A 12,419-nucleotide genomic window follows, 5' to 3' on the forward strand; every position below is an offset into this window, starting at 1 on the left:
GGATCAGGCGTCACGGCCTTGGATCACGCGTAGTATCGGTCAGCCGCTTGACCTCAAGGTTGATTGAGGTTCTAGCGTCGTTCCCATGAGTATGGAAACCACAGCCTGGATGCAGCTGCACAGCGTCATGAACGCCCAGCAGGAGCGCCGCCCCCTCGCCCGCGCGACGCTGCGCCGCATCGCCGCCTTCGCCCGTCCGCACCGCCGCCGTATCGCGCAGTTCGTGGTGCTCAGCGTGGCGACCGCGCTGCTCGCGGTGGCGACGCCGGTCCTCGCCGGACGGGTCGTGGACGTGATCGTGTCCGGTGGCGAGGAGGGCACGGTCGTACGCCTTGCCCTGCTCATCGCCCTGATCGCGTTCGCCGAGGCGGGACTCGGACTGACGAGCCGCTGGCTCTCGTCGAGACTCGGCGAGGGACTCATCCTCGATCTGCGGACGGCGGTCTTCGATCATGTGCAGCGCATGCCGGTCGCCTTCTTCACCCGCACCCGTACGGGAGCGCTCGTCAGCCGCCTCAACAACGACGTGATCGGCGCCCAGCGGGCGTTCAGCAACACCCTGTCCCAAGTCGTCGGCAACCTCGTGACGCTGCTGCTCACCCTCGCCGTCATGCTCACCCTGTCCTGGCAGATCACCCTGCTCGCCCTGCTCCTGCTCCCGGTGTTCGTCATCCCCGCCCGCCGCATGGGCCGCCGGATGGCGAAACTCCAGCGCGAGGCCGCCGACCTGAACGCCGCGATGGGCACCCGCATGACCGAGCGCTTCTCCGCGCCCGGCGCCACGCTGGTCAAGCTCTTCGGGCGGCCCGAGGACGAGTCGGAGGAGTTCGCGGCGCGGGCCCGGCGGGTGCGCGACATCGGGGTGCGTACGGCGATGGCGCAGACGGCGTTCATCACCGCGCTGACCCTCGTCTCCGCGCTCGCCCTCGCCCTCGTCTACGGCCTCGGCGGCTGGTTCGCGCTGCGCGGCAGCCTTGAGGCCGGCGCCGTGGTGTCGCTGGCGCTGCTCCTCACCCGCCTGTACGCGCCCCTGACCTCCTTGGCGGGGGCGCGAGTTGAGGTCATGAGCGCGCTTGTGAGCTTCGAGCGGGTCTTCGAGGTGCTCGATCTGAAGCCGCTGATCTCGGAGAAGCCGGACGCTCGGAAGGTGCCGGAGGGTCCGCTCTCCGTGGAGTTCACGGATGTCCGCTTCGGCTATCCGTCTGCGGACAAGGTGTCTCTGGCCTCGCTGGAGGAGGTGGCGTCGTTGGACACCCGTGGGGGCGCGGAGGTTCTGCACGGTATTTCGTTCCGTGCTGAGCCTGGGCAGACTGTCGCTCTTGTCGGCTCTTCCGGTGCCGGGAAGTCGACGATCGCGCAGTTGCTGCCGCGGTTGTACGACGTCGATGAGGGTTCCGTGCGTATTGGTGGCGTCGACGTGCGTGATCTGAGTGCCGAGTCGATGCGGGGCGCTGTCGGCATGGTCACGCAGGACGGGCATCTGTTCCACGATTCGGTGCGTGCGAATCTGCTGCTTGCGCGGCCCGATGCGGATGCCTCCGGCGACGACGAGCTGTGGGACGTTCTGCGGCGCGCCCGCCTTGAGGACCTCGTGCGGTCGCTGCCGGATGGGCTCGACACGGTGGTGGGTGAGCGTGGCTATCGGCTGTCCGGTGGCGAGCGCCAGCGGATGACCATCGCGCGGCTGCTGCTTGCCCGGCAGCGGGTGGTCATCCTTGACGAGGCGACCGCGCACCTGGACAACACGTCTGAGGCCGCCGTCCAGGAGGCGCTCACCGAAGCGTTGTCGGGCCGGACCGCGGTGGTCATCGCCCATCGGTTGTCGACCGTACGGGCCGCTGACACGATCCTCGTCGTCGAGGCGGGGCGGATCGTGGAGCGGGGTACGCATGAGGAGTTGCTCGCGGTGGGTGGGCGGTACGCGGAGCTGTACCGGACGCAGTTCCAGAAGGGGGCGCCGCTTGGGGCGGTGGCGTGAGTGGCCTTACCCCTCCGGGAGCCGGCGCATTTCGATGATCTGCAGGCCCAGGTCCTGGAAGCGGAGGAGCAGGCCGTAGAGGTGTGCCTCGTCGGTGACCTGGCCGAAGAGGAGGGCTTGCTCCGGGGCTGGGGTCTTTTCCAGCTCGGGGAAGGCGGCGGCGAGGGCTGCGGAGAGGTGGCCGGTGACGCGGAACTCGTATTGCATGGGCATGGTTACGAGGGTGGCTCGCGGCGCGGTGGGGGGCATCACTCGCATCAGGTGACGTGTGCGGCTGGCGGTTGGGCGGTTCTTTCCCCAGCCCCGCCCCTTCCCGAAACTGTGGGCTGCGCCCCCAGGCCCCCCGCCACGGGGTGGTGGGTGACACTTCGTGTCGCGGGTGCGGGTTGTGTGTGGCTGGTCGCGCCCACGCGGCGGAGCCGCACATTGACGCAGCCCCGCGCCCCTTGGGTGCGTGGTGGGTGCGGGGCCGCGGTCCGGTGCGTCAGCCCGTCGCCAACAGGGCATACGACCCCTTGCTGATACAGGGTTCTGGTGTGCCCAGACCGAAGCTAAGCGACGGGCATACGACGCACCGGCCCACGTCCCCTCCCCCCGGCGGCAGGCTGCGGGTAGTTGGGGGTGCGGGCACGCGGTGGCTGGTCAGCAGGGTGGATGGCGAGCACGGTTGCCTGGTGAGGGTGATGGCTGTTGAGCCTGATAACGGACGGCTCCAGGGGCGCCCCTTCAGGGGCGCGGGGCTGTGTCAATGTGCGGCTCCGCCGCGGGGCGCGACCAGCCACGACGGGTCTGCAGTCGCGACACGGCTGTCACCCACCCCCTCAGGGGCGCGGGGCTGTGTCAATTTGCGGCTCCGCCGCGGGGCGTGACCAGCCACAACGCACCCGCAGCCGCGACATGGCATGTCACCCACCACCCCGATAGGCACCCCGCCCACCCGCGGTGGGCGCCCACCTCCCGGAGGCACCCCGCCCACCCCACAAACCCACCCACCCGCCGAAGGCGCCCACCCGCCCGCCGGAGGCAGGGGGGCCTGGAGGCGCAGCCCACAGTTTCGGGAAGGGGCGGGGCTGGGGAACTACGCGACAACCCACGACGGACCCGCACGCGCAGCGAACCCGCCCTCCCGGTAGGGCCCCGTTTCAGAGCAGCCCAAGCTCCCGCGCTCGCCGTACCGCCTCGCCCCGTCGGGAGACAACGAGCTTGCGGAAGATGCTCCGCAAGTGCGTCTTCACCGTGTTGACCGACAGACACATCGCCTCCGCGATCTCCTCCGTCGACATGACCTGCGCGCAGTGCTCGAGCACTTGACGCTCGCGAACACTGAGCTGCTCCACGACCAGTGGAGCCGAGGGGCTCCCGAGCCAGGCGTGCCTGTGGGCCATATGGGGCCGCAGCTCCAGAAGGTGCCGCACCCAGGGCCCCGCCTCGAGGAAGGGGCGCCGCAGAGTCTCGGGCCGGGCGGTGGAGAGGGCTTCGCCGAGTATGCGGTGCGCCGACTCGGTGTCCTTGGCGAGGAGCGCGGCATGGGCCCGTATCAGAAGGACGGCGACCCGTTGCCTGATGCCCGCGTCGCCCTGATCGTCCGGTGGTGGAAGGAGAGCGAGCGCCCGGTCGGCGTCTCCCGACGCGAGATGGGCGCGGGCAAGCGCGATGACGTGCGCCGACGCATCAGGCCCGGCTTCGCGCAGGGCGCTGATCGCCGCAGTGGGATCACCCCGGGCCAACTGGACGGCCGAGTCCGCGAGGGCGACGCGCTGCGCCGGCCAGGGCGGGAGCGAAGGCGGACGATCCTCGATCTCCGCGAGGGCATCGCGCCAGCGGCCTTGCGCGAGGTTCAAGTGGGCGCGCGCCACCAGCAGTTCGGTACGCGCGACCGGGTCGAGCTCCGCGTCGGGACACTCGGAACCGAGGTCGAGATGATGACGTGCGCCCCGGAGATCGCCGCGTTCGAGGGCGACGCCGGCCAGCGCGAGATGCCCGATCCCGGACCGCCGCGCCGGCGGCACGGAACGGTCGCGGGCGGTCGCGAGGGCCAACCGGGCATGTTTCTCGGCCTCGTTGAGCTCACCGCGGAGGGACTCCAGCAGGGCCAGCATCCCGAGACTGTGGTGCCGTACGACGTCGGTCGCGTCGGTGCGGCCGTCCGCCGCCGCGGCGAAGGCGGCGAAGGCGGCGCGGGCGGCGCCGAGACGCCCGGTGAGCAGCAGCCCGCGGGCCAGTCCGTACCGCCGTAGCGCCTCGATCTCCGGATGCTCCGCACGCCGCGACCGGGGCACGCACCCGGCGAGGTCCAGCGTCCGGTCTGCCTCCCGGGCAGCATCGCGGTCTCCACCGCCGGGCAAACTGAGCAGCCGGAGCAGGGAAAGAGCGAGCCGTGTCTCCGCAGACGGCTGTGCTTGGGCCGTGCGGATGTGCTCCCCAGCCCGGTCCAGTTGCGCCCGGCATCCCACGAAGTCGTACCGAGCCGCGGCACAGGCCCCCGCCACGAGCGCGGACGCGGCGTCGGGGAGATCACGCGGCATACCGGCAAAGCAGCCCTCCAGCCGCTGGGCCTCGGGACCGGTAAGCAGACGCCCGATCTCCAGATGCTCGACCACCCGGGCGCTGGCCCACTCCCAGTCCGCCGCCGCAGCCGCCTGCTCCACCGCCTCGGTGAGCCAGCCATGGTCGGCGAGCCAGACCGCGGCCCGGCGGCGCAACCGGGGTTCGAGCCCGGGATGATGGTGGCGCAGATGCGTGCGCAGAACCTCGGCGAACAGTGGCTGGAAACGGCACCACCTCGTCCCCGCCACGGACTCCACGAAGGCGCCCGCGCGGGCGAGCCCCGCCAGGATCCACTCCGCGTCCTCGCGCCCCGTCAGCGTGTTCGCCAGGTCGGGGTGCACCCGCTCGAGGATGCTCGAGCGCATCAGCAGGTCGCGGGTGGTCTCGGGCTGGGCGTCGAGTACCTCGGCGAGCAGGTAGTCGGCTACCGCGCTCTGGGATGCTGCGAAGGAGCGGGCGAAGCCGCTCGGGTCGTCGGACCGTTGCATCTCCAGGGCGCACAGCCTCAGACCGGCCGCCCAGCCTCCGGTGCGAGTCGTCAGGACGTCGGCGCTCTCCTCGCAGGACTCCAGACCATGTCCGCGCAGGAGCATGGAGGCCTCCTGCTCGGTGAACGCCAGATCGGCGCTGCGGATCTCACAGATCCGGCCCTGGGCACGGTAGCGGTGCAGCGGAAGCAGGGGGTCGACCCGGCTGATGACGACCAGGCGCAAACTCGGGCCCGCGTGGCTCAGGACGAAGTCCAGGGCCGAGGTCACCTCCCGTACCGGAACCTGGTCGAGACCGTCGAGTACGAACACGACCGGCCGGTTTCGGCGGGCCAGCCCGGACGCGAGTGTCGCGAGCAAGGAGTGCTCGACGAACTCGGCGGACCCGGGCCGGTCCGGATCCTCGGGCAGCTCGACCTCGTGATGGCGCAGCGCTTCGAGTACGTACGCCCAGAACTCCCCGGGCGCTCGGTCCTCATGCTCCGCGGTCAGCCACACCACCGGGCCCGGTGCCGTCCCCTCGGCCACCCACGAGGCCGCCAGCGTCGTCTTCCCAGCGCCCGCCGGGCCGGTGATCAGCGTCAGAGGACCGGCCGTACCCGCGGTGAGCCGGTCCAGCAGCCGCTGACGGTGTACGAGAGTCCGTGGCACGGCCGGGATCGCGAACTTCGCGGCCAGCAGCGGGTCGCCCGTCGGCCCCCGGCGCGCCTCCGCGCCGCCGCGGCCGGAAGCCGGGACGTTCGCCGAGGTATCGCGGGTGTCCCGTGCTGCTGAGGCTGTGTTGCGGGGCATGCCCACCGCCCTCTGGGTGTGGCCTGCGACATGGCTGAGGCCTCAGTTCCATCTGACGGCCCCATGTTCATGATCGCCACACGAGAGGGCGGGAGGCCGGTCCGCTCAGTCGGTGATCGTCCCTGGCCGTACCACGCACAGCGCCCAGATGACGAAGGAGTACAGGGCGATCGAGATGATCGACCAGACCGGGTAGTAGGGCAGCGACAGGAAGTTCGCGATGATCAGGAACCCGGCGATCGCCACACCCGCGATCCGTGCCCAGAGGGCGGCCTTGAACAGGCTGACACCGATGAGGACCCCCAGGAACCCGAGGATCAGGTGGAACCAGCCCCATCCGGTCAGGTCGAACCGGAAGACGTACTGCGGCGTCGCGACGAAGAGATCGTCGTCGGCGATGCCCATGATCCCCCGGAAGATGTCGAGGACACCGGCGATGACCAGCATGACCGCCGCGAACACGACCAGTCCGGCGGCAGCAGGCATCGTTTCGGGAGAGCGGCGGTGCACTGTCTGCGTCATGACGTTTCCTCGATTCGTCGGGCCCGCCTGCCTCAGGCGGGGATGTGCGCTTGCCTTCAGGTGAGGATCAGGACGATGAAGATCGCGCAGGCGATGATGTTGATGAGCCGGCCATGGGTCTGATCCACTCCTGTACCGTCGGCGCGGCTGACTCCGCCCGCCGGTGGAACAGGAGCCGGGCCAGCAGCGGGATCGCGGCCACCAGGACGGTCAGGGCGATGAACGGAAGCGCCCGCTCGTATCCCGAGTCGCTCTGTTCCAGATGCACACCGGCCGTCAGCATGATCGCGATGTCCGACGGCATCAGCAGGATGACGAGCAGCCCGACCTTGAACGCCCTCTTCGGGCCGGCCGTCATCAGCGTGCCGAGCCGTTTCGGCGGCTCGGCGGTGGCCCGTCCGAACCAGTTCTTCGCCGTCGAAGCCGCCAGCAGGCCGACGAGTACGTACTGGATGATCTTGCCGCCCGAGCCGTTGTCGTCTCTGCTGCCCAGGTCGACGGCGTTCCCCGGGGCGGCGGCGAGTCCCCACGCGAGGGCCACTCCTGCCGCCGTCGCGACCACCGCTACGCCGCCCAGGAAACCCAGGGACACATGAACCGCGCTCGGTGTCGTCACGAAGATGACCGCCGACATGATCTGCGGCCCGACCATCATGGTGATGGCCGGCGGAAGGATCTGGAGACCGTCCACGGCTCCAGCGTGCGGTCACCGCGGACATGAGCACTCACCCGGGACGGGTGATTGTTGCGGGTGGCGCCTGTTGCCGCGGGTCGTCAGGCCAGAGTCACCTCGACCGGCAGCTTCTTGATGCCGTTGACGAAGTTCGAGCGGACGCGGGGGACGTCGCCGGCCAGGCGGATGTCCGCGAGGCGCGGAATCAGCTCCTCGAACATGATGCGGATCTCGGTACGGGCGAGCAGGTTGCCCAGGCACAGGTGCGGGCTGCCCTTGCCGAAGGTGACGTGATCGTTGTTCTGCCGGGCGACGTCGAAGTCGTACGGGTTGCCGAAGACCTCCTCGTCGCGGTTCCCGGACGCGAACCACATGACGACCTTGTCGCCCTCCCTGACCTGCTTGCCGCCGAGTTCGACGTCGCGGGTCGCGGTGCGGCGGAAGTGGTAGACGGGCGAGGCCCAGCGCAGGAACTCCTCCACCGCGGTGGGGATCAGCGAGGGGTCCTCCTGGAGGCGCGCCAGCTGCTCGGGGTGCTGAAGGAGGGCCAGCATGGAGTGGGTGATGGTGTGGCGGGTGGTCTCGTTGCCGGCGACGACCAGCAGCAGGAAGTAGTTGTCGAAGTCCTGCGGTGAGAGCGGCACTCCGTCGCGCGGGGTGGTGTTGACGAGCTTGGACACCAGGTCCGTACCGTCGCCTCCGCGCCGCCGGCGGGCCAACTCCCTTCCGTACTCGAAGACTTCGAGTGAGGCGGGGGAGCGGAACGGCAGGTCGCGGTACTGCTCGCTCTCCTCGCTGTGCAGCAGCACATCGGCGTAGTCGGGGTCGGTGTTTCCGATGATGCGGTTTCCCCAGTCGATGAGCTGCTGGTTGTCCGTAGGAGGTACGTCGAGGAGGCGGGCCAGCACGTTGATGGGGAAGTCGGCTGAGATCTCCCTGACGAAGTCGAAGCTGCCCTTGGCCAGGGCGGCGTCCAGTGTGGTGGCGGTCAGGCCGCGCAGGAAGTCCGTGTAGCTGTTGATGACACTCGCGCCGAACTGGCGCTGGATCAGGCTGCGCAGGGCGCGGTGGCGGACGCCGTCGAGCTCAAGGATGGAGGCGCGCCTCTTGATCTGGTCGTCGTCGACCTCTTCGAGGTTGACGAACTTCGTCGAGGTGAAGGTCTCCGAGTCGCGGTCGACGGCGGCGATGTCCGCGTGCCGGGTCACCGCCCAGAAACCGGAGTTGGGGACTTCCTCCGGCTGCCAGTGCACCGGGTCCTCATGGCGCAGGGTGTGGAACATCCGCCAAGGGGTGACCCCGTCGGTGAAGTTGTCCAGGTCGGCGAGGTCGACATCGGCCAGCGGCATCGGTTCGCGTATCGCGTCGGTCGTGCTCGGGCTTGAGGTTGGGGTCGGGATGCTCATGGTGCGGTGGCTCCTCGGCGTCACAGGTGATAGGCGTACTCGGTGAACTCCCAGTCGGTGACGTGCCGTTGGAAGCGTTCGACCTCGTTGCGCTTGTAGCTCAGGAACGAGGTGGTGAAGTCCTTGCCGAGCACCTCGGTGAGGGCGGTGTCCGCCTCCAGCGCGTCGAGGGCCGCGGGCAGGTTCGTCGGCAGTACGGGGGACTTGGACGTGTCGTAGCCGTAGCCCTCCAGCGGGGCCGGGGGCTCCTCGCCCGCCCGGACGCCGAGCAGGGCGGCGGCGATCGTGCCGGCGATCAGCAGGTACGGGTTGGCGCCGGCGTCGCCGAGCCGCAGCTCCAGGCGGGCGCCGGAGCCCCGCTCGGGCGGGATGCGGAGCATGGCGCTGCGGTTGTCCAGACCCCAGTCGATCAGCCAGGGCGCGAGGGTGTCGGGTCCGAAGCGCTTGTACGAGTTGACCGTGGGATTGGCCAGCGCGGCGAGCGCGGGCGCGTGGGCGAGGATGCCGGCGACGGCGTGCCGGGCGGTGGCGGACAGGCCGTACGTGCCGGAAGGGTCGTCGAAGGCGTTGTGGCCGCCTTCCTCGTCGGGGGCCAGGCAGGAGAGGTGGAGGTGGAAGCCGGAGCCGCCGGCCTCACCGAAGGGCTTGGCCATGAAGGTGGCGAGCTTGCCTTCCGTGCGGGCCAGTTCCTTGACGGCGCTCTTGAAGCGGAAGGCGCGGTCGGCGGCGTCCAGGGCGCCCGAGTGGCTGAGGTTGATCTCGTACTGGCCGCCGTCGAACTCGTGGTTGCCGGTGATGACGCCGATGCCCAGGTCGCGCAGGTGCCGCAGGGTGCGCAGCAGGTGGTTGCCGGGGTCGGCGCGCAGTCCGGCGGTGTAGACGGCGCCGGTGGTCTCCGGTGCGCGGCGCCAGCCGGTGGGCGTGTCCGGGGCGGGCTCCAGCAGGTAGTACTCCAGCTCGGGTCCGACCACGGGCCGCAGTCCGTGTTCGGCGCACCGGTCCAGGACGCTACGCAGCAGGTCGCGCGGTGACTCGGCGGCGGGAGCCCCGGTCGCCGGGTCGACGACCTCGCCGAGGCAGGTGGCGACGCCGGGCTCCCAGGGCAGCGCGGCCAGGGTGGACAGGTCCGGGCGCACGCAGACGTCGGGCAGTCCCGCGTCCAGACCGCCCGCGACCGGGACGACGTCGCCCTGCGGGCTGGTGTGGTAGACGGCGCGGCAGAAGGCGAGGCCGTGCTCGCAGGCCGACGGCAGGTGGTCGAGCAGGACGTCGCGGGCGCGGTCGGTGCCGATCAGGTCCGGATAGATCACCCGGACCACGTCGATGCCCTCGGCGGCGAGCCGCTCCATGTGGCGTCGGACGTCTGGGGTGTCGGATGCGCTCACCGATGTCTCCTTGGGCGGGTGATGGGACACCCTCGGGCCCTTGGGGCGCTCGAAGGGGGAGTCCGGGGAGTCGGGGGACTTGGAGATTTCATTTGAGCCCGAACGGTATGGAAGCCAGTCGCCGTGCCGCAAGAGGCTGGCCCGAAAAAATTATCCACCTGGACAGGTATTGACCAGGGCGAGTGAGCTTCCTATGTTGTTTGAAGCCAAACGAGTCAGGGGTGTGGCTTCCTCGCATCCCTTTGGCAGAGGGGCCCGGCCGCGCGGCGCCTGAGCGCACGGCGGCCGGGCCCCTCCCACCGAACCGTCCCCGCCCTGCCCGACGCCCTCACCACCTGGAGGACCGGCCATGAAGGTCGTCGTCGACATGAACAAGTGCCAGGACCACGGCCAGTGTGTCTTCGCGGCCCCCGACGTCTTCTCGATGGACGACTCCGGCCACCTGGCGTACGTCTCCGATCCGGACGACGCGCTGCGCGACGAGGTCGAGGAGGCCGCGGACGTGTGTCCGCTGCAGGCCATTCGGATCGAGGACTGAGCACCGTGACCGGACGCATCGTCGTCGTCGGCGCCTCCATGGGCGGCCTGCGCGCCGCCGAGCAACTGCGCGCGGCGGGCTGGACCGGCGCGATCACCGTCGTGGGGGACGAGCCCCATATGCCGTACAACCGGCCGCCGTTGTCGAAGGAAGTGCTGGCCGGGAAGGTGCCGTTCGAGTCGCTGGCCTTCACGCCGAAGGCGTCGACGGCCGACGTGGAGTGGCTGCTCGGTACGAAGGTCGTCGCGGCCCGCCTCGCCGAGCGGACCGTGGAACTCGACACCGGATCGGCTCTCTCGTACGACGGTCTGGTCGTCGCCACCGGCATGCGGCCTCGTCGGCTGCGCTGCCCCGGCCTGCTCGGCGGCCGCCATACGGTCCGTACGCTCGCCGACGCCCAAGGTCTGCGAGCCGAACTGACCCGGCCCGGCGCCCGTGTCGTCGTGGTCGGCGCCGGTTTCATCGGCTGCGAGGTCGCCGCCACCGCCGTAGGACTCGGCGTTCGCGAGGTGACCGTCGTCGATCCACTGCCCCTGCCCATGGTGGGCCCGTTGGGCGAACTGCTCGCCCGCGTGCTGCTGAAGCGGCACGAGGAGCGGGGGGTGCGCTTCGCCCTCGGCACGGGAGTCGCCGGGTTCGAGGGCGACGACCGGGTGACCGGTGTCGTCCTCGACGACGGCTCCGTGCTGCCCGCCGATGTGGTCGTGGAGTCGGTCGGCTCGGTCGCGAACACCGACTGGCTTCAGGGCAACGGGCTCGACCTGTCCGACGGTGTGCTCACCGACGAGCACCTGCGGGCCGGCGGACATCCGGAGGTGGTCGCGGTCGGCGACGTCGCCCGCTTCCCCAACGCCCGCTACGACGGCGTACCTCGTCGGGTCGAGCACTGGTCGATCCCCACCGATACCGCCAAGCACGCCGCGAAGACGCTGGCCGCTCATCTGGCCGGTGCGGACGTGGAGTTGGCGCCCTTTGCCCCGCTTCCCACCTTCTGGAGCGACCAGCACGACTTCCGGCTCCAGTCGTTCGGGGCGCCCGGTCTCGGCCTCGATGACGTGCGAGTGCTGGACGGCGAGCCGGACGGTGACGTCCTCGTCGGCTATCACGTCGACGGACGGCTCGTCGGCGTCGTCGCGCTCGGCGGCCAAGCGGCCGCGATGGGTGCCGCCAAGTATCGCGCCCACCTGCTCAAGCAGCCCGCCCTCACCGCGTAAGGAGCTCCAAGTGGCCAGTCTCCGTGGTTACTTCCATCCCAAGACGGCGAGCGGTGCCTCGTCGCTGATTCCGTCGCCGCCGTGGCGTTACTCCGGTGATCTGCTGACCGTCGAGTACCGCACGGATCCCTCGCGGGTACGTGAACTGCTGCCCGAGCCACTGGAGTTGGCCGACGAGGACCCGGGTGCCGTAGCGCTGATCTGGGCCGACTGGCAGTCCTGCTCGGAGTCCCGGGACGAGCTGCTGGATCCGGTGCTGTCGCAGTACAAGGAGGCCTTCGCCGTCGTGCGCTGCAAGTTCCGGGGGCAGACGTACTCACGCTGCGTCTACATCTGGGTCGACAAGGACTTCGCCATCGCGCGCGGGCTGCACCAGGGGTATCCGAAGAAGCTCGGGTCCATTCACCAGACGCGGCCTCATCAGTACGGGCCCGCTCCGCGGGTTGAGGCGGGGGCTCGGTTTGGGGCCACGCTTGCCGCCGCTGACCGGCGGCTGGCGCAGGTCGTGGTGACGTTGCGGGAGCCGTCGGAGACGAACGGGTTCGTCAACGGGCATCCCATGGTGCATCACCGGTGGCTGCCGTCCATTGAGAAGGGCAAGGGGCTCGCTCTGGATGAGCTGATCGAGTCCGGGGCGGCGTCGTTTGAGGGCGGGCAACCGTGGGTCGGCGACGCCGAGTTGGAGTTGTTCGAGGCGCCTACGGAGGAGCTGGCGCGGTTGGAGGTTCGGGAGCCGATTGCTGCGTACTACCGGCAGGTTGGGGTGGTTTGGGACGGCGGGCGGCTGCTGGAGGTCGGTACGTCGGGAGCGTCTGCCGAGTGAGGTTCGTGGCCCGCTCCGGGTTGTTCGTGGCCACGCAGCAGAGCCGCATATCG

The 12,419-nt window shown here is 70.0% G+C and carries 10 protein-coding genes; 4 read left to right on the forward strand and 6 right to left on the reverse strand.

Going from position 1 to position 12,419, the window contains the following annotated elements; all coding sequences use genetic code 11:
- The first annotated feature begins 91 nt into the window (after positions 1 to 91).
- Positions 92 to 1,978 (forward strand): ABC transporter ATP-binding protein, encoded by a 1,887-nt coding sequence (locus tag OHT21_RS40680; RefSeq protein ID WP_328774417.1) that lies wholly within the window; start codon positions 92 to 94, stop codon positions 1,976 to 1,978.
- Positions 1,979 to 1,984: 6 nt separating this feature from the next.
- Here OHT21_RS40680 and OHT21_RS40685 read toward each other — a convergent pair whose 3' ends face one another.
- The 6 genes from OHT21_RS40685 to OHT21_RS40710 all read right to left on the reverse strand — a co-directional run bounded on the left by OHT21_RS40685 (position 1,985) and on the right by OHT21_RS40710 (position 9,791).
- The gene (locus OHT21_RS40685) at positions 1,985 to 2,185 is read right to left on the reverse strand and encodes a hypothetical protein (RefSeq protein ID WP_328774418.1); all 201 of its coding nucleotides are present in this window, start codon (positions 2,183 to 2,185) and stop codon (positions 1,985 to 1,987) included.
- Positions 2,186 to 3,120: 935 nt separating this feature from the next.
- Positions 3,121 to 5,805, reverse strand: coding sequence for a LuxR C-terminal-related transcriptional regulator (locus OHT21_RS40690; protein ID WP_328773250.1), 2,685 nt, complete (start codon positions 5,803 to 5,805; stop codon positions 3,121 to 3,123).
- Between the two features lie 105 nt (positions 5,806 to 5,910).
- Positions 5,911 to 6,327, reverse strand: coding sequence for a DUF7144 family membrane protein (locus OHT21_RS40695; protein ID WP_328773251.1), 417 nt, complete (start codon positions 6,325 to 6,327; stop codon positions 5,911 to 5,913).
- Between the two features lie 67 nt (positions 6,328 to 6,394).
- The gene (locus OHT21_RS40700) at positions 6,395 to 7,018 is read right to left on the reverse strand and encodes a GAP family protein (RefSeq protein ID WP_328773252.1); all 624 of its coding nucleotides are present in this window, start codon (positions 7,016 to 7,018) and stop codon (positions 6,395 to 6,397) included.
- Between the two features lie 83 nt (positions 7,019 to 7,101).
- A complete protein-coding gene (locus OHT21_RS40705) occupies positions 7,102 to 8,406 on the reverse strand; it encodes a cytochrome P450 (protein WP_328773253.1) in 1,305 nt (434 codons plus the stop codon).
- Between the two features lie 20 nt (positions 8,407 to 8,426).
- Positions 8,427 to 9,791, reverse strand: coding sequence for a glutamine synthetase family protein (locus OHT21_RS40710; RefSeq protein ID WP_328773254.1), 1,365 nt, complete (start codon positions 9,789 to 9,791; stop codon positions 8,427 to 8,429).
- Between the two features lie 349 nt (positions 9,792 to 10,140).
- On the opposite strand from OHT21_RS40710, the gene OHT21_RS40715 reads away from it, so the two are divergent.
- The 3 genes from OHT21_RS40715 to OHT21_RS40725 are packed head-to-tail and all read left to right on the forward strand — an operon-like array spanning position 10,141 to position 12,366.
- On the forward strand, positions 10,141 to 10,329 hold the full coding sequence (locus tag OHT21_RS40715) for a ferredoxin (protein ID WP_126396150.1): 189 nt from the start codon (positions 10,141 to 10,143) through the stop codon (positions 10,327 to 10,329).
- 5 nt (positions 10,330 to 10,334) lie between these two features.
- Positions 10,335 to 11,543, forward strand: coding sequence for an NAD(P)/FAD-dependent oxidoreductase (locus tag OHT21_RS40720; protein WP_328773255.1), 1,209 nt, complete (start codon positions 10,335 to 10,337; stop codon positions 11,541 to 11,543).
- A 10-nt stretch (positions 11,544 to 11,553) separates the two neighbouring features.
- Positions 11,554 to 12,366 carry an acetoacetate decarboxylase family protein gene (locus OHT21_RS40725; protein WP_328773256.1) on the forward strand — a complete coding sequence of 271 codons (813 nt, stop codon included), beginning with the start codon at positions 11,554 to 11,556 and terminating at the stop codon, positions 12,364 to 12,366.
- The last annotated feature ends 53 nt before the right edge of the window (positions 12,367 to 12,419 follow it).

The organism is Streptomyces sp. NBC_00286 (assembly GCF_036173125.1).
Classification (GTDB): domain Bacteria; phylum Actinomycetota; class Actinomycetes; order Streptomycetales; family Streptomycetaceae; genus Streptomyces.